Annotated in this window: 23 protein-coding genes; 8 read left to right on the top strand and 15 right to left on the bottom strand. The window is 40.4% G+C overall.

What is annotated here, in order from left to right:
- Positions 1–4: 4 nt before the first annotated feature.
- From ACO1QW_RS00675 to ACO1QW_RS00640, 8 genes are all read right to left on the bottom strand, one after another.
- Positions 5–1,951: a tetratricopeptide repeat-containing sensor histidine kinase gene (locus tag ACO1QW_RS00675; protein WP_486254750.1), complete on the bottom strand. Its 1,947-nt coding sequence runs from the start codon at positions 1,949–1,951 to the stop codon at positions 5–7.
- Entirely contained in the window at positions 1,948–3,777 is a 1,830-nt protein-coding gene (locus tag ACO1QW_RS00670; RefSeq protein ID WP_486254748.1) for a tetratricopeptide repeat-containing sensor histidine kinase, read from the bottom strand. Before ACO1QW_RS00670 ends, ACO1QW_RS00675 begins: the two co-directional genes overlap by 4 nt.
- A 5-nt stretch (positions 3,778–3,782) precedes the next feature.
- Positions 3,783–4,499: a 4-hydroxy-tetrahydrodipicolinate reductase gene (dapB, locus tag ACO1QW_RS00665; protein WP_486254746.1), complete on the bottom strand. Its 717-nt coding sequence runs from the start codon at positions 4,497–4,499 to the stop codon at positions 3,783–3,785.
- Between the two features lie 48 nt (positions 4,500–4,547).
- Complete coding sequence (locus tag ACO1QW_RS00660; RefSeq protein ID WP_486254744.1) at positions 4,548–5,168, bottom strand: DUF5683 domain-containing protein; 621 nt, start codon at positions 5,166–5,168, stop codon at positions 4,548–4,550.
- A gap of 3 nt (positions 5,169–5,171) precedes the next feature.
- A complete protein-coding gene (locus tag ACO1QW_RS00655) occupies positions 5,172–6,083 on the bottom strand; it encodes a ParB/RepB/Spo0J family partition protein (protein WP_486254742.1) in 912 nt (303 codons plus the stop codon).
- An 81-nt stretch (positions 6,084–6,164) separates the two neighbouring features.
- A complete protein-coding gene (locus ACO1QW_RS00650; RefSeq protein WP_486254740.1) occupies positions 6,165–7,250 on the bottom strand; it encodes a hypothetical protein in 1,086 nt (361 codons plus the stop codon).
- A gap of 55 nt (positions 7,251–7,305) precedes the next feature.
- The gene (crcB, locus tag ACO1QW_RS00645; protein WP_486254738.1) at positions 7,306–7,668 is read right to left on the bottom strand and encodes a fluoride efflux transporter CrcB; all 363 of its coding nucleotides are present in this window, start codon (positions 7,666–7,668) and stop codon (positions 7,306–7,308) included.
- Positions 7,669–7,763: 95 nt separating this feature from the next.
- Positions 7,764–8,165, bottom strand: a complete 402-nt coding sequence (locus tag ACO1QW_RS00640) for a hypothetical protein (protein WP_486254736.1) — start codon at positions 8,163–8,165, stop codon at positions 7,764–7,766.
- Between the two features lie 47 nt (positions 8,166–8,212).
- Between ACO1QW_RS00640 and ACO1QW_RS00635 the strand changes: the two genes are divergently transcribed.
- Positions 8,213–8,362, top strand: a complete 150-nt coding sequence (locus ACO1QW_RS00635; protein ID WP_486254734.1) for a hypothetical protein — start codon at positions 8,213–8,215, stop codon at positions 8,360–8,362.
- 8 nt (positions 8,363–8,370) lie between these two features.
- Here ACO1QW_RS00635 and ACO1QW_RS00630 read toward each other — a convergent pair whose 3' ends face one another.
- Positions 8,371–9,360, bottom strand: a complete 990-nt coding sequence (locus ACO1QW_RS00630) for a PhoH family protein (RefSeq protein ID WP_486254732.1) — start codon at positions 9,358–9,360, stop codon at positions 8,371–8,373.
- A gap of 280 nt (positions 9,361–9,640) precedes the next feature.
- Here ACO1QW_RS00630 and ACO1QW_RS00625 point away from each other — a divergent pair, with 280 nt between their 5' ends.
- The 6 genes from ACO1QW_RS00625 (at position 9,641) to ACO1QW_RS00600 (ending at position 15,291) form a co-directional block, all read left to right on the top strand.
- On the top strand, positions 9,641–11,179 hold the full coding sequence (locus ACO1QW_RS00625) for a DUF4403 family protein (RefSeq protein WP_486254730.1): 1,539 nt from the start codon (positions 9,641–9,643) through the stop codon (positions 11,177–11,179).
- A 55-nt stretch (positions 11,180–11,234) separates the two neighbouring features.
- Positions 11,235–12,077, top strand: coding sequence for an MBL fold metallo-hydrolase (locus ACO1QW_RS00620; protein ID WP_486254729.1), 843 nt, complete (start codon positions 11,235–11,237; stop codon positions 12,075–12,077).
- A gap of 78 nt (positions 12,078–12,155) precedes the next feature.
- The gene (locus tag ACO1QW_RS00615) at positions 12,156–13,472 is read left to right on the top strand and encodes a hypothetical protein (RefSeq protein WP_486254727.1); all 1,317 of its coding nucleotides are present in this window, start codon (positions 12,156–12,158) and stop codon (positions 13,470–13,472) included.
- Between the two features lie 11 nt (positions 13,473–13,483).
- Complete coding sequence (locus tag ACO1QW_RS00610; RefSeq protein ID WP_486254725.1) at positions 13,484–14,143, top strand: TatD family hydrolase; 660 nt, start codon at positions 13,484–13,486, stop codon at positions 14,141–14,143.
- The gene (locus tag ACO1QW_RS00605) at positions 14,143–14,874 is read left to right on the top strand and encodes a tRNA threonylcarbamoyladenosine dehydratase (protein WP_486254723.1); all 732 of its coding nucleotides are present in this window, start codon (positions 14,143–14,145) and stop codon (positions 14,872–14,874) included. The genes ACO1QW_RS00610 and ACO1QW_RS00605 overlap by 1 nt, the downstream gene beginning before the upstream one ends.
- A 78-nt stretch (positions 14,875–14,952) precedes the next feature.
- Entirely contained in the window at positions 14,953–15,291 is a 339-nt protein-coding gene (locus tag ACO1QW_RS00600) for a hypothetical protein (protein WP_486254721.1), read from the top strand.
- On the opposite strand, the gene ACO1QW_RS00595 is transcribed toward ACO1QW_RS00600, so the two are convergent.
- Both ACO1QW_RS00595 and ACO1QW_RS00590 read right to left on the bottom strand, forming a co-directional pair.
- Complete coding sequence (locus ACO1QW_RS00595; RefSeq protein ID WP_486254719.1) at positions 15,292–16,011, bottom strand: hypothetical protein; 720 nt, start codon at positions 16,009–16,011, stop codon at positions 15,292–15,294. It abuts the gene before it with no gap.
- Positions 16,008–16,967 (bottom strand): hypothetical protein, encoded by a 960-nt coding sequence (locus ACO1QW_RS00590; protein WP_486254717.1) that lies wholly within the window; start codon positions 16,965–16,967, stop codon positions 16,008–16,010. Before ACO1QW_RS00590 ends, ACO1QW_RS00595 begins: the two co-directional genes overlap by 4 nt.
- A gap of 179 nt (positions 16,968–17,146) precedes the next feature.
- On the opposite strand from ACO1QW_RS00590, the gene ACO1QW_RS00585 reads away from it, so the two are divergent.
- Entirely contained in the window at positions 17,147–17,575 is a 429-nt protein-coding gene (locus ACO1QW_RS00585; protein ID WP_486254715.1) for a hypothetical protein, read from the top strand.
- 1 nt (position 17,576) lies between these two features.
- On the opposite strand, the gene ACO1QW_RS00580 is transcribed toward ACO1QW_RS00585, so the two are convergent.
- The 4 genes from ACO1QW_RS00580 to ACO1QW_RS00565 all read right to left on the bottom strand — a co-directional run bounded on the left by ACO1QW_RS00580 (position 17,577) and on the right by ACO1QW_RS00565 (position 23,011).
- Positions 17,577–18,218: a class I SAM-dependent methyltransferase gene (locus ACO1QW_RS00580; RefSeq protein WP_486254713.1), complete on the bottom strand. Its 642-nt coding sequence runs from the start codon at positions 18,216–18,218 to the stop codon at positions 17,577–17,579.
- Between the two features lie 22 nt (positions 18,219–18,240).
- Positions 18,241–19,884, bottom strand: coding sequence for an AMP-binding protein (locus ACO1QW_RS00575; RefSeq protein ID WP_486254711.1), 1,644 nt, complete (start codon positions 19,882–19,884; stop codon positions 18,241–18,243).
- Between the two features lie 144 nt (positions 19,885–20,028).
- Complete coding sequence (locus tag ACO1QW_RS00570) at positions 20,029–22,512, bottom strand: TonB-dependent receptor (protein WP_486254709.1); 2,484 nt, start codon at positions 22,510–22,512, stop codon at positions 20,029–20,031.
- Positions 22,513–22,558: 46 nt separating this feature from the next.
- Positions 22,559–23,011, bottom strand: coding sequence for a hypothetical protein (locus ACO1QW_RS00565; RefSeq protein WP_486254708.1), 453 nt, complete (start codon positions 23,009–23,011; stop codon positions 22,559–22,561).
- Positions 23,012–23,044 lie beyond the last annotated feature (33 nt).

The following is a 23,044-nucleotide window of genomic DNA, read 5'->3' as shown; positions in this document are numbered from 1 at the left end:
TTTTTTATTGCGTGTTTGTTAACGGGATGAAAAGTGCAACTAATGTTCCTTTGCCCGGAGCAGTATCAAAATCAATTGTGCCTTGCAGAAATTCGATGCGTGCCCGCATATTTTTTAAACCAATGCCGCTTTCTTCACCTAACTGATCCATATCGAATCCTTTGCCATTATCCTCAATGGTAGCACTAACTCCATCATTATCTTTTATCAATGCAATATCAAGTGTTGAAGCGCCTGAATGTTTGATCACATTGTTCACACATTCCTGCAACACACGGTATAGAACGATTTCTACATCTTCATTCAATCGTTCCTGTAAGCCTTCAACATGCAGGTTTACCTTTATTACTTTTTGATCGATCTTATCAAGGAACTCGGCAACGGCTTTGCCTAATCCCGATTTCAGCAGCATGTTCGGCATCATCTGGTGACTTACCGTTCTCACTTCTTTGCAACTTTCATCAACCAAACCAATGATGCGTTCAAAGGAAATTTTCTGGTCAGGATTGCTGAATTTAATTTCGTTTTCAAACGCTGATAAATTCATTTTGGCAGCACTCATCATTTGCCCCACGCCATCGTGCAAATCTTTGGCAATACGCTGCCGTTCTTTTTCTTCAGCTTTCATAACAGCATTCGCTGCCAGTTGCTGCTGTTCAAAAACTGTTTGCTGCAATTTTGCTTTTTGTTTTAATTGACTACGGTTGTAGAATAACCAAGCCACAACTAATCCAAACAATAACAATAATGATATTCCAACGATTAGATAATTCTTCCTGGTGAGATTGAATCGTTGTTCCTGTATAATTTTTTCCTTTTTCTCGGTTTCGTATTTTGTTTTCATCTCCGCCAATGCTTCCTCCGATGCATGGCTGTAAATACTATCCTTGAGTTCGTTCATTTTTTTATACAGGTCACTCGCCGCTGCATAATTGCCTGCTTTCTCATAATTCAATGCAATGGCTTTGTAGATCATTGGAAACTTTGCCTGCAGGTTTTTTTCCTGTGCAATTTTTAATGCTTCATTACCTGTTCGCAAACCTTCTTCGGTGTTATTCATGAGCGCATACAGCTCAGATAATACAGCCAGGTCTGAAACAATAAAAAAAGCATCCCCTATTTTTTCACGAATTGGTTTTGCTTTTAAGAAACACTCTAATGCATCATGGTATTTACGTTGTGCTGTATAAGCGGTACCCATAATATTCCAGCCATTGGCTTCGGCTTCACTATTCTTTTGCTGCTGAGCGATCATTATACCTTCTCGTACATATTTATAAAGCGAATCGTATTGCTTAACGGCACCATAGCAGGAAGCAAGGTTGTTGTACGTAACAGCAAAGCGTACAGGTAAATTATTTTTTATTACAAGTTCAATCGATGCACGGAAATGCTGGATGGCTTCATTGAATTGATTCAATTCCATATAGGCCCAGCCAATATTATGTAATGATTTTACCATTACTAATTTGTCATTTCCTTTTTCACCCTTTTCCAACGCTTTGTAAAAATGTTCCATCGCTTCCTTCTGCCGGTTCATACGCATGAGCGTTAACCCCGCAACAGAATAATATTGCGATTGCAGCGAATCGCCTCCTTTGACTTTATTTAGCAGGCGAATATTTTTTGAGGAGAGCAGCAAACCTGAATCAGGCTTGGACATGCTCATGTAGTAATACACTTTATTCAACTCGGCACGTAAATGCATTTTTTCGTCGTGCTGCTTGTCGGCAAGTTTTACCAATTCATCCGTCACTTTTGCTGACGAATCAGGATTACGCATTCTGAATTCATTGGAAAGCAACAAAAGCAAATCCATCTTTCGCTCAATATCTTTTTCAGTGCTGATGAGTTTGCGCAGGCTATCTGTTTTTGTGACTTGTGCATACGACAATGCGCCTGCAAAAAAGGCGAAGAATAGCAGAGTTATGTATGCACTCGTTCGTATCATTTTAAAGCCTGCTGTTGTATAGGTACGTGAATGGCTACCAGGGTGCCGTTGCCCGGCGAACTGTCGATATCAACTGTTCCTTTCAGAAATTGTATGCGGCTGCGAATATTTGAAAGACCCATGCCTTCTTCTTTTTGCAGTTGAATATGTGAAAAACCTTTTCCGTTATCTTCTATGGTAACACTAACGCCATCGTTATCATGAATCAGTGAAATATCCAAAGTGCTGGCCTCGGCGTGTTTAATGCTATTGTTAATACATTCCTGGATAACACGAAATAAAATAGTTTCAGTAGTTGTATTTAAACGTTCGGGAAAACCTTCGCTGTAAAAATTCACCTCCAGTTCTTTGTTGCTGATTTTACTTGTTAATTCTTCTACTGCATCGGGCAAGCCTTTGTTAAGCAGTGCAGAGGGCATCATGCTGTGACTTACTGCTCTTACTTCCTTGCAACTATCATCAACAAGGTGAATAATGTTTGCCAGCGATTTGTTTTGCTCAGCATCTTCAATTTTTGCTGCATTGTAAAACGAAGAAAGATTCATGCGTGCAGCGCTCATCATTTGTCCCACACCATCGTGAAGATCTTTTGCAATACGGATACGTTCTTTTTCTTCAGCTTCAAGTATGGATTGAGCCGCCAGTTCCTGTTGCTTTAAGATTTCAGTTTGCAATTTCACTTGTTGTTTCCAACGATAGCGGTTGTAAAAAAGATATGCTACAACAGCGGAGAGTACAGTGAAAAGCAAAATAAAAAAGATCTGCTGGTTACGTTTATTAATGGTGAATTGCTGCACCTGTATCTGCTGTTCTTTTTTATTGGTTTCGTATAAGGTACTCAACTCTTCAACCTGTCTTGTTTTTTGTGCGTTGAACAGTGAATCTTTTAACTGCGTATGCCAGGTATAATAGTCCAGCGCTTTCTTGTAATCGCCGGTTACGTTGGCTATGCGGCTGAGTGCGGCATAATTGTTTGAAAGCAGTTCACGGTATTCCATTCGCTCAGCCAGCTTGTTGCTTTCATCGAGGTAATAAACGGCACGTTCAAACTTATTCCAGCTGCTGTACATCACACCCATATCGGCGTAGCTGAGTGTAAGTGCAAAAGTATCTTTCAGTTTTTGCCTTATGGCAAGTGCACGTAGGTTGAAATCTTCAGCTAATTCAAACTTGCTTTGCAATACATATACACCGGCTAAAAAATTATAACACCAGCCTTTACCACCTTCGTCGTTTAATTTGGTTGCTATCTGTAATGCGGCATTGTAATGACGAATGGCTTCTTCATAGTTTCCCTGGTATTCATACACAACACCACTTTCATTCATGATCATTTGTACACCACTTGAATCATTTAATTTCCTGAACAATTCAAGCGAACTGTTGTAAAAACGAAGCGCCCGTTGTAAATCTCTTGTCTTGCGGTAGAGTTTAGCAAGATCATTCATGACATAGGCCTGTTTCAGCAATAAGTTGCGACGCTCATAAATTCCCTGCGCATAAAAATAGTAAGCGGCAGCTTTTTCGTATTCACCTTTAAAATAATTGGCGATACCTATGGAGTGGTTGATCTCTGCCAATGCAACTGAATCTTTCAGCTTATTGGCAAGAAGCAAACCTTCTTCGCCCACTTTAAATGTTTCATTAAAGCTGATGCGGGAGAGCTTGCTTGTAAGAAGAACGTATGCTTTTAGTTTATCGTTGTCGCTGGTGGATCGTGCAATACCTACACGCAGACTGTCAATTGTTGTGTCTTGTGCAAACACAGCAAATTGCAAACAAAGAAACAGGAAAGTGATTGGTGAGGTTTTGGGTCTCGGCCACATGATGCTTACAAGTTAAGCACTTCTTTCATTCCGAAGAAACCGGTTTTATCTTTTAAGAATTCTGCTGCCAGAACAGCGCCTAATGCAAAGCCAGTGCGGTTATGAGCCGTATGAATGATCTCAATATCATCAATAGCGGAACTGTATTTTACAAAGTGTGTTCCGGGGGCAGGATCAATGCGTTCACTGATGATTGACAGATCGCCGGGATGAACCGAAGTTTCGTTTACCCATTTTTCTTTATGACCTAATTCTGCCATCACCTGTTCTGCTAATGAAATTGCGGTGCCACTGGGTGCATCTTTTTTTGCTGTGTGATGAATTTCCTTGAGGGTTACTTCATAACTTTTTTGCGGAGCCATTAATTGGGCTAGACGTTTATTCACTTCAAAGAAAATATTTACTCCCACGCTGAAATTGCTTGCAACAATTAAACCTGTTCGTGCGGCTTCAGCAATAGCTTTTGCTTCATCGAGTTGTTCTAACCAACCGGTAGAACCACAAACAACGGGCACGCTTTGCTGCAAACAGAATGTTACGTTCTTGAATGCAGTATGCGGACTGGTAAATTCAATCACTACATCTGCTTTCCTTATATTTTCAGGAGTAAGATCGTGCAGGTTATCTGCATCAATGATCAATACAGCTTCGTGGCCACGTTCTTTTGCAATTTCATGAATGGCTTTTCCCATTTTGCCATAACCGATCAGCGCTATGTTCATCGAATTAGTTGGTTTGATTTTTTATGATGATGACCGTTGAGCAACCAATCATCTTGCTGAATTATTCTTACCAAAGGTAAAGACTAATCCAACTGACGCCTGTTTGGTTATTGGATTTATGGTGGGGTTCACCCGCATCGACAGGTCGTCGGAAACTTCAAAAGCTTTTAAATGCCCGTCAACTGTAGCATCAACAACATTCAAGCCCCATAAGAGAAGGAAAGCCAACACTGAATAATCAACATACTGTCGAACACCAATGCGGTATTGCCGTACTGCTTCTGCATCAACCGGCCGGAACTTTGGTTTTATGAGATTGTCGTTTGCTGAAATTGTATCTACCTTATAGCGATAGGCATCTCTTGCATCAATATATTCTCTCCGGTTATAAATGAAAAATCCCGCAGCAGTTCCTAACGCACCATATACAATAGGGATCTTCCAGTATTTTTTATTGTAAGCCTGTCCCCAACCGGGAATAATGGCAGAACGGATAGTTGCTTTCCGTGGCGAATGCTCTGCTTTTTTACTCGTAGTATCTGCTACGGATTTTTTTATGGTATCTGTTTTAGCAGTTATCACAGCTGGTTTTACAGTTGCAGTATCCTGCGCATTAACAGTGTGCAGTAAGCCGAAAGAAATAAGTATAAGAAAGAAAAATTGCCTCATGTGTTATTCAACATCGGTGCCCAGTGTTTTCAGTATCTGGTTAAATTGTTCGAGCGAATAATACTCGATCAGTATACTGCCATTGCCTTTTTTGCTATGGTTCACTTTTACTTTTGTTCCGAATTGTGATGCTAAGTTATCTTCAATTCGTTGAAAGGCCTGTGGCAAACCGCCTTTTACAGCAGGTTTAACAGGTGCCGATTTATATAGTTGCCGAACCAATGCTTCGGTTTGACGAACAGATAATTCCTTTTGCTTCACCTGGTGAAAAACATACAACTGCTTATCAATTGTATCAACATTGATCAATGCTCTTGCATGACCCATGCTTAATGCACCAGTGCGAACGGCCAATTGAATATCCGGTGGAAGTTTGAGTAAACGAATATAGTTGGTAACTGTGGTGCGGTCTTTACCCATACGCTCTGCTACTTGCTCCTGGGTGTAGTCGAGTTCTTCCATCAGGCGTTTATAGCTTAGGGCAATTTCAACGGCATTCAGATTTTCACGTTGTAGGTTTTCAAGCAGGGCGAGTTCAAGTAATTCCTGGTCGTTGGCCTGGCGTATGTAAGCCGGTATGTCTTTGAGCCCGGCAAGTTTGGAAGCACGCCACCTGCGTTCACCCGAAATGAGGCGAAATTTCCCCGTTGAGAGTTTTGAAACAGTTACCGGCTGAATAATGTCGTGCATTTTAATGCTGTCGGCCAATTCTTTCAGCGCCTGTTCATCAAAATCACGGCGGGGCTGTTTAGGATTGATTTCAATATCCGTAATGGCTATACGCAGCATAGAAGTAACTGCTTCGGCCACTGTAGGTTTCAGCTGGCCAGCCGTGGTTTTCAGGTCTTCGTCAATACTTTGCAGCAGGGAACGGATTCCCTTTCCTAACGCATCTTTTTTTCCGGGAGTAGACATACTTTTTCTTTGTTACAGTCTGCGAAGTACCTGAAAAAAAACCAAAAAACAAGAACATGCGGATTCCTCCGGAATGTTGATTTAAAAAAGAAAAGCAAGACCTCCCATAAATCCGTGTAATACATTTTCGTAACGATAGTCGGCTTTTATCATCAGGTTTGGAAGTACGTTCGCTTCAATTCCTGCACCGCCTATTATATTGCCGCCATAATTGCGCTGGAAACCTTTTTCGTCTTCATAACCGGGGCGATCTGCTTTGGTGTTGATATAACTAAAATTGAAACCCGCAAACAAGTAAGGTCTCACCTTCTTATTAAGTAAATTTTGTTGAACAAACACGGGGATTGAGGCAATTGACCTGGTGCTGGTAACAAGCGAAGCAGGGGAGTAGGTAGTTTTAAATTGGTAATGATAGTAATGCAAACCAAGGTTAACCGAGGTGCTTCGACTAAGGTCTGTTACGTATAACCGGTAATTGACGAAACCAAAAACGCCATATGGGTAGGCTTTTGATTTTTTAAATTCGACTCCTGCTATCCAGAAGCTTTTTTTCTCGGCCTTTCTCTTTATTATTTCTGACGGAGTATCATTGAGTTTATTATACTCCAAAATCAACCGGCTGATATATTTTTCATCGAACTCTGCCCTTGCAGCTTTTACACGAAGGGGATCAGGAGCATCTCTTAATGCACTTAGGAGGAATGAATTATAATGATGTCTTTTTATTTCAGGATCGAGTGAAGAAAACTCGTCTTTTTGCATAGGAAAAATTTCATCGGCCTTCAGTGCTACCAGCAAAAGATTGTTACGCTGGTAAACCTGCAAGAGAGTGATTTTACCCGTTACCAGCAATCTTCCCAGCACGGTTATCGTGTCAGTAGTGCCATGGGCTGTAAACGTAACCTGTCGGAATTTTTTCCCGTTTTCAAATTCCAACTCTTTTATTTCCGATGCGGAAAAAGTTTGTTTGCTTTTTTTATGAGAAGAATCTTTTATTGAAACTGAATAGTTGAGCTTTTCTGTCTCCTGGTTTAGCACCATCGCCGATATACTTCTACCGTCAGAGAAAAGGATTGTTGCTTTTAAGTACTGATCGTGTAGTTGTGCTTTTGGAATGAGAACAGCAAAGAAAAAAAGGATGAAGAGGAATAGAGCGGATTTGGGCATGGCCGTTAATAATGATTTCGGCTAAAGCTATGGGCTGACAAATAAATGAAAAAAATTATTTTATAACTGTGTAGCCTGCCCATGTAGCTGCGAGTCCCAACAACAAACTTCCAATTACATACATGAAAAACATTCCTATCCGTTGCTGTTGCAGCATCACCAGGCTTTCCATAGAAAAAGCAGAGAAAGTTGTGAATCCGCCGCAAATGCCTGCAGCCAAAAATAAACGCCAATTGCTGGCAAAGCTTTCACTTCGCAATGCATAGGCAAACACCGCCCCTATAATAAAGTTGCCGATTATATTTACAAGAAAAGTAGCGAGTGGGAAACTGGCATGTTTAAACCATACGGCAAATGCATAACGCATCATACTGCCTGCGGCACCACCAAAACCAACGAGGAGAATGTTTCTGAGCATAAGCAAGAAGTTAGAAGATAGAATATAGAATTCAGAATGAAACGGACTCAAGGCTTGTTTTCCTTCTCTCTGCTATCTTCTGTATTCTAAATTCTCTAAAGGTTTCCAGTAAACGTATAATTAAAATCAACCTGCCACAAACCGTCACGCTTGATCACTTTCACCGGCATCGGTTTCTTTTTATATGAGTTGGAATAGTTGACAATTACCACGCTGTCGCTCACATTATCTACTGAATGAATAAGAATGGATGAAGCTTTGTAACCTTCTTTGTCTTTCTTGCTCATTTCATCTTTGTACTTCTTTTCAATTACATCAAGTTCGTACAGGTTGAGGCTGTCTTTGATCATTAATTCTCTTGCCCAGTCATAATCACCATCCAGTGAACTGCGGATAAATTCACGTGCTGTATCCAATGCTTCGGTTGGGCGTTCACGTCTTTTTTCACATGCAAATAAACCTAAAGCAACAACAAAAATGATGATGAGTTTCTTCATGATGCCCAAATGTACAAAAGGGATTGATTGGCAGAACAGTTTTAACAATGGATTCCATCACTGATGATAAGATGCAACAGATAAAAATGATTCAGTTGCCTCCGCATCAATATCATCACCCAAATCTCCCAATCAGCGGTAAAAAAAATCCCGTCTCATTGCTGAAACGGGATGCGGTTGTATATGCTGCGGTGTAAGTACCTTATTAACGTCGATAGTAACTATTAGGCTGTTCGGGTTCTGTTTGATGATCTTTATCGTAAGCACGGATAATGGCTTTCACTAACCTGTGACGTACAACATCTTCTTCATCCAGCTCAATATGACTGATACCGTCGATGTTCTTTAAAATGCGGATACCTTTTTCCAAACCACTGCGTTGGTTCTTCGGCAAATCCACCTGTGTGAGATCACCTGTAATGATGGCTTTTGCATTGGCACCAATACGTGTAAGGAACATTTTCAACTGCAGATCGGTTGTGTTTTGCGCCTCATCCAAAATAATGAAGGCATTATCCAAAGTACGGCCACGCATGTAAGCCAGCGGTGCAATTTCAATTACACGTGTGCTCATATAATAACCCAGTTTATCTGCAGGGATCATATCATCCAACGCATCGTATAACGGGCGCAGGTATGGATCGATCTTTTCCTTCAGATCACCGGGTAAAAAACCAAGACTTTCGCCCGCTTCAACAGCAGGACGTGTAAGAATGATTTTCTTCACCAACTTGTTCTTCAATGCCCGTACTGCAAGGGCAACAGCCGTATAGGTTTTACCTGTACCGGCAGGGCCAATGGCAAATACGATATCATTTTTATCAATTGCACCCACCATCCGTTTCTGGTTTTGAGTGCGTGCACGAACAGTTTTACCATTTGGACCAAACACAAGCACTTCGCTCGGGTTCCTTTCAACAAATGCATCAACTGTTTCCTGATCGTCGCCGCCCAGGATCTGTTCAAGATAATTTTCGCTGAGTTGTCCGTTACGTTCTAAATAAGCTATCAGCAGATCAATTTTTTCTTTTGCCTGATCTACCTGTTCGGGACTGCCACTAAGTTTAATTTGTGTGCCCCTTGATAAAATTTTTAAGAGTGGAAACTTTTTCTTGAGGATGTCTAATTTACCATTGTTAACGCCAAAAAATTCAATCGGGTTAACGGTTTCGAGATTGATGATCGTTTCAGTCAAAGTTTTTTCAGTTTAGCGGTTGGGACCGGAATTAGTGTACTACGTTGCGCCGGCGTAGTAAGATCTTCAGAACCAAACCATGTTCACAATAAGTATCATTTGGGAATGATACTTCTAACCCTTCCATCTGTTACCAATATTAATGATTGAAAACAGAATTTCATAAAGGTACTTATTAACAACCTGTGGAAACGTTAACGTATAACGAAATGTATTTTTCGATAAATAAGTAACACAGGTTGCAACTGCCGGAAGCAGGTTTACGTAACTAAATCAAAGCTTGTACCAGAGTTTTCATTTTTCGGTATTGTTTATGCCTTATGATGCATGGTTAATGAAAACAACAAGAGGTATTGATTACATTCATAGCCAACTCCAAATGAAATTAATAGTTACAATACTTATCAGCGGCATCATTGTTTTTATGATAGCAGGTTGTCGTGGATGCAATAACAAAATTGCTACGCCTGCACCATTACCTCTGTCAGACAGTGTGTCGGTTGAATTGCCTTTGTCGGTCTTTAATTTACCCGTGCGGTATGAGGTTGCCAATTTTGAACAATGGATCAACAATGTAATCAAAGGAAAATTTCTTGAAACAGTGATCAATCCTTTGAACGATGAACGTGATGAAGCAAAACTTACACTTACAAAAGCAGGTAACATCAGCATAAGATCAAATGGAAAAGAATTGATCTGCACCGTTCCTATGCAAGCTGAAATTACTTTGACAAAGAGCAGGATGGGAAAAGGTCTTACACAATCGGCCGAGCCGGTAATTACATTGGTAAATGTGCAGTTATCAACGCCGGTAAAACTCGACAATGATTGGAACCTCATAACAGACTTCCGCATTAGAAAACTGGAATGGATTAAAGAGCCGGTGTTCAGAATTGGGCCATTCAAGAAAAACCTGACGAAAAAGATAAACAAGTGGCTCGAAGAAAATGAAACAACTCTCACTACAATTCTTAATAAAGAGATCAACAATACGGTATCGATGCGCAAGCCTATTGAAAAAGTGTGGAACGATTTGCAAAAGCCCATGTTGATCAACCGTAAAAAGCAATTGCTCTGGTTGCGTTTCTATTGTACTTCCATTGAAGGAAACATATCACTCGATGAGTCGGCCATTCTTTGCCAGGCAAAAGTTTCTGCAACCACAACAATGATAACAGACACAGTGAATTTGCCACCGGTACTTCCTTTGCCGGCCTTTAAACATTTAAAAGATGCTTTGCCTCATTCCGATATTCATTTGTATGCATTTACATCATTTGATGATATCAATGAGCAGTTGAATCATCATCTGAAAGGAAGGTCATTTAAAGCAGAAGGTTACACGCTTGATATAAAATCGGTGCGTGCTTATGCTTCAGAAGCAGGCGTATCGGTTGAAGTAAAAACCGGGAACGATATCGATGCAAAACTAGTTGCAAGTGGTAAACTGGAATTTGATCCGGAAAAAATGGAGCTCGTGGTACGGGATTTTGATTTTACTGTAAACTCAAACAATGCGCTTGTTACTGCAGGCGATATGATATTGCATAACCAATTAAAAGATACAATTGCATCGCAACTTATTGTGGGGCTTGGTTCGCTAATCGACACGGTGCCTAAGCTGGTAGAAAATGCCATTGCAAAAGGCAAAAAAGGAGATAAACTGGAATTGAATTTTGATGAGCTTGCTGTGCATGACTGTGAAATTTCAATAGGTGCAGAAGGTATTCATATCATTCTGCATGCCGAAGCAAAAGCTGATGTAAGACTGAAAAAATTAAAACCCGGAAAGAAATTACATATCCGCAAAACCTCCTGATCGGTCTGAATTATTTCTTAACAGAGCAGTGCCCGATTTCTTATTTTTGCCCCCGATGGGGATGTATTTTACTTCTTTAAATTCCGGCAGCAACGCTAATTGTTATTATGTAAGTAATGGCAATGAAGCCGTGTTGATTGATGCCGGTCTTTCGTGCAGGGAAACAGAAAAACGCATGAACCGGCTCGGGCTGGAGATGAACAAAGTAAAAGCCATTTTTATTTCGCATGAACACAGCGATCATATAACAGGACTGGAACTCCTGAGTCGCAAACACAAACTTCCCGTTTACATTTCGCAAAAGACATTAGCCAATAGCAATCTTTCCATTGATCCATCTCTGGTACGTTATTTTGTAAAAGAAGATACTGTTTCTATTGATGAGCTGCAGGTAAAATGTTTCAGCAAATCACATGATGCAGCCGATCCTTACAGTTTCATGATCAGTTCGCAAAATATCAATGTATCAGTGATCACAGATATTGGTTATGCATGCAAACAAGTGCTGCATTATTTTCAAAAAAGCCACGCCGTGTTTCTTGAGAGTAATTATTGTGAAACGATGTTGGCAAACGGCGATTATCCCTATCACCTCAAACGCCGCATCAGCAGCGATCATGGTCATCTTTCAAATACACAGGCGCTGGATTTATTTCTCAACTACAGAACGCCCCAATTGAGTTATCTCATTTTATCGCATCTGTCGAAAAATAATAATACAGCTCAAACAGTTGATGATTTGTTTCAACAGCATGCAGGTACAACAAAAGTGATTGTTGCCTCCCGATACGAAGAGTCGGCGTTGTTTTCCATTGATTCCGTTCCTGTGTCAATAAGACGTTCTCTTATGTCAATCAAAAAGAAGCCCAACAACGAATCTCAATTGTCGTTGTTCTGATAACTGTTTTTATTTTTCCAGTGCATTTGTTTTTATTGGCCTGGGAAAATAATATCTTCCCTTACCAAATTGATATGTATGTACCAGATCATGTGGCCGGGAAAACCCGACTGGCCGTTTTGGCAAAAACTACTGTTTCGTTTTTTCTTCGTGTATTTTGTTTTGTACGTAAGTCCGTGGCAATGGCTTGGAATTATTCCCGGCATCAGCTATTTAACCGGCTGGTACGATCAGTTTATTGATTGGTTGGTGAATGCGGCCAATAAGAGCCTTTTTCATGTTTACAAAAACCTGATTCCTCTAAACGGAAGTGGCGATACTTCATGGGCTTTTATTCAGCTTCGCTTGTTCCTGTTAATTGCAGTTGTTGTAATGATCATCTGGTCGCTGCTTGATAGCAAACGGAAACAATACAACCGGCTCGCTTACTGGTTCAGGATCATGCTGCGGTATTTCATCATCATCAATTGTTTTGGTTACGGTTTTGCGAAACTGTTTTTATCGCAAATGCCTTTTCCGAATAATAGTTTATTAGCTACTTCACTTGGGGATTTATTGCCCATGCGTTTATCCTGGGTTTTTATGGGCGCTTCACCGGCTTATGAATTCTTTTCCGGTTTAATGGAAGTAATTGCAGGTATACTGTTACTATTCAGACGCACAGCAACCTTTGGTACATTACTCGCTGCAGGTGTTTTTGCCAATGTGATGGTGATGAACCTTGGCTATGATATACCGGTAAAACTTTTTTCAACGCATTTGTTCATTGCATGTATTGTGTTGTTGTCGTTTGAATACAGGCGTATTCTCAACTTTCTTATTTCTAACCGGTATGCAGAGCAAGGGAATCTTTATTATATCCGTTATTCAAAAAAATGGATGCGCATTGCTGCTGTAACATTCAAACTTTTGTTCCTGGTATTTTTCATCATCATAGCCGGAGTAGAATCATATAAATCATTTGTAAAAAGAAATAGTACGCCTGAATCCAAACCTATTCGTTCAGGTTTGTATGATGTAACTGTATTTGTAAAAAACGGCGACACCATTCCACCGCTCTTGTATGATAGTATTCGCTGGAGAGATATTGTATTTGAGAAAAACGGGGGAGGTAGTGTGGGTACCACTGACACCATGTTCTGGCAACGCTACAGGCGTGGGTATTTCAGCAGCAAGGTTGATACGATGAAAAAGGAAATTGCGTTCAGCAAATTTAACCCCGCATTTGAAAGCTTTAACCTGTTTACTTTGCAGTATGAAATGCCGGACAGTAACAGCATTATTTTAAAAGGCAAGATCAGGAACGATTCTGTTTATACCGTTTTGCAACGTAGCAAGCGGCATTTCCAGTTGACAGAAAAACAATTTCATTGGTTAAGCGAATATAACAGGTAAACAAGTTCAATTTGTACATCAACATACATACACATCATACAAAAACTGTTGAAGAAATCATCAGCATTGGAAACCTATACAAAGACTTCGATGAAATTGAACTCAACAGTTTTTATTCTGTTGGTTTACATCCCTGGTATATTACGCAGGAAACATGGCAAGATCAATTTGCCATTGTAAAAGAAAAGAGCAATTTGAAAAATGTGGTTGCTGTTGGTGAAGCTGGTTTAGATAAAGTATGCACAACAGATTTCGCATTGCAGCAAACAGTTTTTGCTGCACATATTCAACTGGCCAATGAAATGCAAAAACCGTTGATCATTCATTGTGTGCGTGCACATGCCGAAGTGATTGCATTATTAAAAGAAGCGCAGGTAAAAGTGCCGGTGATTTTTCATGGATTTAATAAAAGCAAAGAGCTGGCTCAACAACTGATTGCATTGGGTTATTATCTTTCTTTTGGAAAGGGACTGGAAAAAAAAGCAGTACAGGAAGTGTTGAGTACTTTACCAGCAGGTAGAATCTTTCTTGAGACAGATAACAGCACTGCTTCCATTGCTGAAATTTATACTTATGCTGCAAGCGCTTTTCAAATTGATGAAGATTCGCTTAGTTTGCAGCTCCAAAAAAATGCAGCTACAGTATTTGGTGCTGCTCTTACAAAAGTATGATGACTGATCTTTCCTGGCTTTCACGCACCAGCTTACTGATAGGCGCAGATACATTGCGTGCACTTACCACAAAACATGTAATGATTGTTGGCCTTGGTGGCGTCGGTTCGTTCGCTGCGGAGTTTATTGCACGCAGCGGTATTGGTACAATGACAATTATTGATGGTGATGTGGTTGACCCCAGCAATCGAAACAGGCAACTGCCTGCACTGGCCACCAATCATGGCGTATCGAAAGCTAAGATCATGGCCGAGCGTTTAAAAGCCATTAATCCCGAACTGGAGTTGAATGTAGTGAAGGAGTTTATTAATCCTGAAATGGTAAAGCAATTACTGGCCGCAAAACCTGATTATATCATTGATGCCATTGATAGTGTTACACCAAAGCTTACATTTATCCGCCTTGCTTATGAAAGTGGTTTGCCACTAGTGAGCAGCATGGGTGCCGGTGCGAAACTTGATCCAACGCAATTAAAAGTGGTTGATATTTCTAAAACATATAATTGTCCTTTTGCACAACAGGTACGAAAAACATTGAAAGGCTATGGTATACGCAAAGGAGTGAAAGTTGTATTCTCACCTGAACAACCCATCAAAGAAAGTTTGATGCTGACCGATGGAAAGAATTATAAAAAATCTGCTTACGGAACAATTTCTTATTTACCTGCTGTGTTTGGTGCCGTAACTGCTTCGGTGGCGATAAGAGATTTGATTAAGGATATAAAAAGCTAAACATCATCCGGCGATTGAGGAATACAATGAGTTTCACATTCGGCCAGTGTTTCAAATGGCGAATGAAAAGGGGATTCTTTGTATTTGCCATTTTTTTGTCTCAGCATTAAAAAGAAGACGCCGTTTTTTTCCTTGCATCTACATTGTGGTTCTGTCAAAACAGCTTCTGTTGACTCCGGTTCTGCTCCGGAAGTCGCTGATCGTCTGGAAGCAGTTCTTCGTGCCGCTTTTTTAGATCCGGCTTTTTTAACTGCTTTCTTAACCGGTTTCTTTTTCACTGCTTTCTTCTTCGCTCCTTTCTTTTTTGTTGCAGCTTTTTTTACTGCTTTTTTGGGTGCCGGTTTCTTTTTCTTAGTCGACTTGGATGCTGCTTTTTTCTTCTTTGATGGTTTTGATGCCTTGGCCATGGTTCAGTAATTAAAATGTTTTTAAATGTTCAAAGTGCAACGCCCGGTCGTCTTCAAAAATTGATGCGATATTAAAAACAAGCGGCTTATTGCCGCCAAACCGGTTGGGGGCGATGTTGTACACGTTAATGATTTTGAAATCGGCAAGGGTAGATATATTCTTTTTCGAATCTGTTTCGAATTTGATCTCCACTTTAGTGATGCTTCCATCCTTTGGGTCAGCAATATTTCCAGTTCTGCCAAACTCGTTTTCCTTAGGCGAATATTCCCACCTGGCTTCATGGGTTTTTCTATTAGGTTTGCAATGCAGACGTTTAACATATTTTAACTGACCAGCGCCAAAACTACCCACCAGCGCAGGACCCAGACCAATACATTCATCATCTGCTGTAAAAATAGCAGGTAAGAAAATGCTCCTGCTATTCGGACTGTTGGCAGTAATAATAAAAAGCTTGTAAGAATTCCCAATCATTGCAACACCTGATCGGGGTTTGTTACTTTTTTTATTTATGATCGTCTGCTCCGCTATTCCATCCCTGTTGATCATGTCTTCTTCCAGTTCAGCAACAAAAATGGTTCCGCTGGTAAACGAAGTGTCTTTTTCTTTAGCTGTACGCAGCAGCTTTTTTACATAATCCACGTTAATATCATCAGCCGAAAAACTCACCTGTGTTGGTTTACATCCAACCAAAATAAATAAGACTGCTATTGCGATTAATATCTTTCTCACCATTTAATATTTTGCAGGTTATTGTATGAGCCACCAATAAAGAAGCGTGTATAATCTTTGTTAGGATGAAAAGGATAATTGCCTTTCAAATGGATCCAATCCTGTACACCCCAGAAACGTCCCTGGCGATCGATCATTGAACCGGCAAAGCCTACGTCAAAACTTGTGTAGGGTCCTGTGCCGATCTTCAACTGGTAAACCGATGTATTGAAATTATTGGGTGTTTCTTTTTTCTTCTGAACAGAATCGCCATAAAGTGGAACGCTGATGCCGATGATATTTGCCAACTCATATAACAATGGTTTATAGCCGGTGTATTGATCGTAACCAAATTCCACCCTGTTGAATTGTAAAGGATGATGTACGAACATGGTGCCGCCACCTGTCCAGTAACGATCAAACCCATCAGATAACCCTAATAAATTAAACGGAACAGCATCGTTGTTATAAGTCACACTTACATCGCCAACGGTAGCGGTGGCTGCACCAAATACCTGGTGACGTTTATGATTGTTTAACAGGGAATTTGTACTTAAGAAAAGCGCATATCGCTGGTTAGTAATTAGGTTATAAAAATCACCATTGTGCAAAGTGCGCAATTGTTTTACATATTGCATCGGCCTGTCGAAACCGTAGCCAATAGAAAATGTATTCGTGAAATCGACCTGGTAATCGCCCACTAATGGATTAAGACTTGCTGCAATTGTTTTTGTGTAAATGCTTAGTGACGGACCATAGTGGATCATGTAATGTTTATCATAAGTGCCCATGATACTCATGGAGCCATAGATACGTAAGCCCGGAAATTTTTGTTGCTTGCTGCGGTACAACCAGATATTACAACCAACATTTCCATATACATCTGTTACCCATTTTGATTGACCGATGACGTTACTTGTTACGATAAGAACAAGTAGACACAGAAGGAGGTAGATCCTGTTGGTATTAAAGCGCATGAGGTGCAGGTTGCAGTGGTTAATACACACAAGAAAAAACATTTTCATGAAAAATGAAAGGGTTTATTCACGCAAGTTTTACACCGTCATTTTACGATTGAAACAACTGGCAGTAAAATTACGGATGCACTTTGGCACTGATTGCCCTTCGTTAGATTGTGTTTTCTTATTTTCACAACATGCAACGAAAAAAAGCAGATGTAGATGTGGTAAGAGATGTGCTGCAACAAATGTTAGCGGCACGACCTGATTCTACATTTATTAGAAGTCTCGCCTTTCAGTATGAAGAACGTGGAAGTTTAAGTAAAAAGCAACTGGAAGGGTTGCTACAAAAAGCAACGAAGGTTGCTGATATACCGGAACATAAGCTTGCCACACTTGAAGCCATTATTCTAAAGAAGCCTACAAGAGAAAGAGCTGCAGCATCGGCACCAACGGCGTTTTTTACAAAAGATGAAACTGTAGGATTAATTATAAATGCGATACTTGAAAAATATCCCCGGCACAAACAAGTGTTATTCCTGCAAGCGAAATATGAAAACAATGAAATTCTTTCGCCGGCTGAACTAACTGATCTCAAACGTTTGGAAAAAGTGTTGAAGAAATAATTCAGCTATTGTTCTTCAAAACAAATACTGAACAATCGACGGAATGTTCAAGTTCTGTAATGGTTAATACGGAACGATGTACAACGAATGATTGCAATCGCTCAATAAAGGGTTTGGCCATTAAGCGTTGTGGTGTGGACAGAACAATACTGCAGCCTTGCTGAATGAACTGTTGAATAACATTATACAGCGTCTCAAATTGCTGCGGTTCGTAATTGATATCACTTAATAGAATCACATCAGCTGAAAGATTAGCTGGGAGAGCATTCCAATCGAGTACCGTTGCCTTGCAGTTGCTGAATTGATTTTGAATGATTGATTGTTGCATTAATTCAACTGCGTCAGCCGAAACATCACTGCAGATAACCGAAGTTGAAATTTGCGCTGCAAGAAAGGAGGGCAGGCCAAGCCCGGCAGCCAGCTCGATTACTTTTTTGTTTTGAATATATCCAGGCTCCGCTGCAAGAAAATGGCAAAGAGCATAAGCTGCGGCCCATACCTGTGCCCAATAGGGTGCAGGCGTTGATGGATCTTTCTGCAGTTGATCAGCAAATGATTGTTGTAGCGCCAATGGCTCAGGAATAAACGCATTGAATTGGTAATCGCCAAAATGAAATGTTTGCAGAGTTGTCTTCAATTCCATTACAGCAAAATAACGGCAACATTTATTCCCAAATTACTTTTCCTTTTTCCGCAAACCATTTTGGGTAAAACTGCTGGTGAATTTTTTCTACCTGGTTTCGTTTTACTTTTAATGTTGGCGTTAGTAAACCGTTTTCCATACTCCAGTTTTCTTTCATTAGCACAATCTTGTCGATATGCTCATGATGTTCGAGTGTTGGATTCAGCGTTTCAAGTGTTGCAGCTAAACTTTCAATCAATTCTTCTTTGGTTTTTTTCTTTCCCAATTCAGAAACGGTCACCAATGCAATTGGCTGTGGTATACCCATGCCTACTACACACACCATTTCAATATCGGTGTTGTGGCTAAGCTCTAATTCAATGGGCGTGGGCGAAATAAATTTGCCCTTATCTGTTTTAAACTGGTCTTTCAATCGACCTGTTACAAATAAGAAACCATCATGATCATACTCACAAATATCACCCGTACGTAAATAACCATCTTCATCAAATACTTCAGCAGTGAGTTCGGGTTCATTGTAATAACCTTTCATTATGGCTGCACTTTTCAAACGTAGTTCACCAGCTTCAGCAATTTTCACCTGCAATCCTTTAAATGGTTTTCCAACAGAACCAAAACGTCTTGCATCTGGTCGCTCAAAATGTGCCAGCAGGCAATCTTCTGTCATACCCAATGCCTGCAATATTTTTACATCGAGCAAGTTAAACCAGTTTTGTGTTTCTTTTGAAAGTGGGGCCGAGCCACTGAAAATAAAAGATGCTCTTGAAAGCCCCAGTTTCTTTTTGATACTTTTTTTGATCACGTTGTTGATGATGGGAATTGATAACAACAGATCGAGTTTCTTTTGCGGAATTTTATTGAGAATACCTTCCCTGAATTTGCCCCACAAGCGAGGCACGGCAAAGAATATATGTGGCTGCACTTCACCAATATTTTTTGCAAAGCTTTCAATGGTTTCAGCAAAAGAGTAAGTGGCACCTAAATAAATACCAATGCATTCAATACCTATCCGTTCAGCAATATGACTTAAAGGAAGATAAGACAGCATAGCCGGATATTGTGGCAATCCTAACTCAGCAATTGCAGTTGATGCAGTAACATGCACATGATTAAATGTGTGCATCACACCTTTTGCTTTACCCGTTGTACCTGATGTATAAATAATGGTGAACACATCATCCGGTTGCCATTGATGGAGTTGGATAAGCGGAGCGGTTGAAGAAATTAATTGATTCCAGTTGTATTGCTCGTTGCGATTATAACTATCAAACCCGATGCGAATAAGATTTGATGGAATGCCGCTTTCCTGCGAAGAAAAATCATCGAGTTTGCCAATGAAGATGGCTTTGGCATGGCTGTGTTCAAGAATAGGTTGTATTGAATGTGCAGTTAATGTTGGATAGATAGGAATGGATACACATCCCGCCATCATGATTGCAAGATCGGCCATGAACCAATGTGCACAGTTCTTTGAAAGGATGGCTACATGCGAGCCTGCAGTTAAGTTCAAGGCATGTAATGCAGCAGCCATTTTTCTGCACTCGGTTCCGGCTTCTTTCCATGTCCATTCTTTCCACTGGCCCTTAAAAGGTTGACGGAGAAAAACTGCATCAGGTCTTTCCTGTTCATGCTTTAAAAATTCAAGGAGGACGGTGGAGAATGGCATAACAATGAGTTTGTAATTCTAATCTACAGAAAATATTTGTTAACCCACCTCTTTAAACGTTTCTCTATGTAACGGATTTCTAAAACATGATAGGAAGCACGGCGAATGATAGTGTCGGTCATTCACCATACACAACTCAGCACTCTACCATCTCGCCACAACCTTAAAATTGATCAGCCTTGGAGTTAAGCGATTAGGAATAGAAAAAATAGTGTTGCTGAAATCTTTTATCAGCAAATAAGAAATCGTATTGGGCCGGTCGATCACATTAAACACTTCTAAACTTGCCCAAATATTATTGAACTCACGAAAAGGATTGCGGCTGCGGCGTTTACTTTTTTCACCATCGAGCAGCAATGCACTGAAACCAAAATCAACACGGATGTAAGGATCGATGGTCAACGCATTTCTATACTTTGCACTATTAGGAATATTGTAAGGCAGGTTAGTGCCGTACAAAAAGTTCATGGAGAACTTAAAGTTCTTATTGGTAGAAAGATAATCCTGGTAAAACATTCCAAAGCTCAGGAAACGATCGGTTGGTCTTCTAATCCAGCCACCTTGCACCAGTGTACTGTCGATTGGTTTATTAAGCGAATCGAGTTTATAATTATACCATTGATCATTATCTAAGTTTTCACGTGTACGCATGATGCCGATACTCACCCAGCTCTCAGCATCTTTTACCAACTCACCAAATAAACGTGCTTCAATACCCGTTGCATAAGCTTTCGCACTATTGCTGCCGAAATAACGGATGCGTACATTATCTACATCGTACGGCACAACATCGGTCATGTGTTTGTAGTATGCTTCGGCTTGTAATTTAAACGGACGGTTGCCCCAGCCTTTAAAATTATAATCGATACCTGCAACCAGCTGCCAGCTTTTTTGCGCTTTTACTGATTCATTTACCGTGCCATCGTAACGACGTAACTCACGGTAGAAAGGAGGTTGATGATAAGCGCCTGCCGCAGCACGAAATACAATATCTTTTTTGCTAAGCGGCTGCATGGCAAACTGAACTCTTGGTTGAATTAATACTTCGTTATTAAGTGTATTGTAATTATAACGTACGCCAACCTGCAAGGTCATATTCAAAGAATCGTTCAAAATAATATTGTCCTGCACATAACCCGATGTGCGGAAGAACACAAGATCAGCTTTTGACTTAATGACCTTTGTTAACTGTAATTGGTTTGGATTAAAGGGCAACGTGTATCCGGCGCTGTCTGTCAATTCCCATTCATTCAGTTTATCTTCTATGCTTTGGCGTTCGAGGCTATGTCCCCATTGAAAAAAATGCCTGTCTTTTGAAAGACTGCCTTTATGTGTTGCGTTTTGTGTAGAGATGTTTAAGTTATTGCGTGCAAAATTCTGGAACACGCCAGCACCTAAGGGATTTACAATTAAACCAAAGGTTGTGCGGCTGCGATCGAAATCACGTTCACCAAATAAATAGGCACCCTGTATGTCAAACGATTCTTCTTCTTTATTGTTGAAATGACTGAGCATGAATTTCAACTTTAAATTCTTGCGTGGTTGAAAGGTGGTGGCAATACCAGCCATTGCTGTGCTATAACGGTCACGCTCAGCTCCTGCAAAATAAATATCCAACCCAAGATTGGCAGTGAAGAAAGGAGAAAAAACAGATGCCGTTTGGCTACTGAATTCAGGATTTAATTTGAATTGTGTGCGTGAATAATTGCCCATTGCTTCGAACAACCATTTCGTATTCGGCTGCCAGGTGATATAACCTTGCACATCGTTGCTCGATGGAACATAATTTCCTTTTGTTTGCTGACTACTCAACAGGTTTTGGTTACTGCGGTTGCGGGCACCGACAATAAAACTTACTTTTTCATTTCTTGTTCCTCCTTCAAAATGCAAACCTTGCTCTAACAACGAAACATAAGCAGAGCCGCCAAATTTCTTTGGTTGTTTGTATTGAATATCGAGCACGCTGCTCATCTTATCTCCATACTTCGATTGAAAGCCGCCATTGTAAAATGTAAGATTGCGCACCATCTCTGCATTGATAAAGCTTAATCCTTCCTGCTGGCCCTGGCGAACAAGGTAAGGGCGATACACTTCAAAATCGTTAACATAGATCAGGTTCTCATCGTAGTTACCACCACGCACAGAGTATTGTGAAGAAAGTTCGTTGTTTGAAGAAGTAAATATTTTGATCAGTCCTTCAACCCCACCAACAGCCGATGGAAGCAGCAAGGCATTTTTTGGATTCATGCGAATGGCGGATGCTTCAGCACGAATGCGGTTGTCGGTAACTGTTACTTCCTGCAGTTCTTTCCCGCCACGTTCAAGTCGCAATACAATGCGTTCCTGCTCATCATCATTTAAAAAGAAATTACGTTGTTCATCACGATAGGATGTATAGCTGAAAACTAGTGCAAAGGCTTTGCCGGATGGCACTTTGATAGTAAAATAACCAGAGTCGTTTGTTGTAGCACCGTTGCTTCGGCCAAGAATGATTACCGATACATTTGCCAACGGATTTTCATTTTCATCCAATACCTTACCGGTAACTGTTGCCGATTTCTTTTGGGCGTAGGAAACAGAGGTTGCAAGGAGAAGCAGGAGCAGGATGCAGGTTTTGGTTGCCTTCATGGAAGATAAAACTAAGCCTTTCTGCTAAAACGCAAAGCCCTGCCAATTATTTTTTAAGGTAAAGATCTTCGTAAGAAAGCGTTTGTTTGGTTCCGTTCACCTTGCAGGAAACGATCTGGTTCATGCAATAGACCTTTTGGCCATTCTTGATACCTGTTTCCTGCGGTTCGTTCAAGTCGGTAATGCTGTAAGTTGTATTGGTTGATGGTATGAAGATCTTATAATCAAAACCGGAAGGAAGAAGTGCATTGCGGGTATAATAAACAAGGCTGAGCGTATCGTTGCTTTGACGAAAACGTATTTGAGCCGAATCGAATGAAACTGTGTTCAGCAGTTGGGAAAAGTTGGTACCTTTTTCATAACGGCTGATGTTGAAATTGTATAGTTCTGAAGATTGATAAGAAACAAAGTTGATGCGTAACCCTTCAGACTGCCCGCAAGGGTAACTGCAACTGCCGGCAGCCAGCATTAATATAAGTATATAGTTCAGTCGTTTCATAAAGGGTTGACTCTGGAAAGTGCAGAATCGCTG

This window comes from Lacibacter sp. (genome assembly GCF_057361365.1).
The sequence above is the reverse complement of the archived record's forward strand: the minus strand, read 5'-3'. Positions and strand labels throughout refer to the sequence as shown.

What these genes read in the sequence shown, in the direction of transcription:
- ACO1QW_RS00675 (WP_486254750.1), bottom strand. Translation starts at nt 1,951, where the DNA reads ATGATACGAACGAGTGCATACATAACTCTGCTATTCTTCGCCTTTTTT.
- ACO1QW_RS00670 (WP_486254748.1), bottom strand. Translation starts at nt 3,777, where the DNA reads ATGTGGCCGAGACCCAAAACCTCACCAATCACTTTCCTGTTTCTTTGT.
- dapB (WP_486254746.1), bottom strand. Translation starts at nt 4,499, where the DNA reads ATGAACATAGCGCTGATCGGTTATGGCAAAATGGGAAAAGCCATTCAT.
- ACO1QW_RS00660 (WP_486254744.1), bottom strand. Translation starts at nt 5,168, where the DNA reads ATGAGGCAATTTTTCTTTCTTATACTTATTTCTTTCGGCTTACTGCAC.
- ACO1QW_RS00655 (WP_486254742.1), bottom strand. Translation starts at nt 6,083, where the DNA reads ATGTCTACTCCCGGAAAAAAAGATGCGTTAGGAAAGGGAATCCGTTCC.
- ACO1QW_RS00650 (WP_486254740.1), bottom strand. Translation starts at nt 7,250, where the DNA reads ATGCCCAAATCCGCTCTATTCCTCTTCATCCTTTTTTTCTTTGCTGTT.
- crcB (WP_486254738.1), bottom strand. Translation starts at nt 7,668, where the DNA reads ATGCTCAGAAACATTCTCCTCGTTGGTTTTGGTGGTGCCGCAGGCAGT.
- ACO1QW_RS00640 (WP_486254736.1), bottom strand. Translation starts at nt 8,165, where the DNA reads ATGAAGAAACTCATCATCATTTTTGTTGTTGCTTTAGGTTTATTTGCA.
- ACO1QW_RS00635 (WP_486254734.1), top strand. Translation starts at nt 8,213, where the DNA reads ATGGATTCCATCACTGATGATAAGATGCAACAGATAAAAATGATTCAG.
- ACO1QW_RS00620 (WP_486254729.1), top strand. Translation starts at nt 11,235, where the DNA reads ATGGGGATGTATTTTACTTCTTTAAATTCCGGCAGCAACGCTAATTGT.
- ACO1QW_RS00615 (WP_486254727.1), top strand. Translation starts at nt 12,156, where the DNA reads ATGTACCAGATCATGTGGCCGGGAAAACCCGACTGGCCGTTTTGGCAA.
- ACO1QW_RS00605 (WP_486254723.1), top strand. Translation starts at nt 14,143, where the DNA reads ATGACTGATCTTTCCTGGCTTTCACGCACCAGCTTACTGATAGGCGCA.
- ACO1QW_RS00590 (WP_486254717.1), bottom strand. Translation starts at nt 16,967, where the DNA reads ATGCGCTTTAATACCAACAGGATCTACCTCCTTCTGTGTCTACTTGTT.
- ACO1QW_RS00585 (WP_486254715.1), top strand. Translation starts at nt 17,147, where the DNA reads ATGCAACGAAAAAAAGCAGATGTAGATGTGGTAAGAGATGTGCTGCAA.
- ACO1QW_RS00580 (WP_486254713.1), bottom strand. Translation starts at nt 18,218, where the DNA reads ATGGAATTGAAGACAACTCTGCAAACATTTCATTTTGGCGATTACCAA.
- ACO1QW_RS00575 (WP_486254711.1), bottom strand. Translation starts at nt 19,884, where the DNA reads ATGCCATTCTCCACCGTCCTCCTTGAATTTTTAAAGCATGAACAGGAA.
- ACO1QW_RS00570 (WP_486254709.1), bottom strand. Translation starts at nt 22,512, where the DNA reads ATGAAGGCAACCAAAACCTGCATCCTGCTCCTGCTTCTCCTTGCAACC.
- ACO1QW_RS00565 (WP_486254708.1), bottom strand. Translation starts at nt 23,011, where the DNA reads ATGAAACGACTGAACTATATACTTATATTAATGCTGGCTGCCGGCAGT.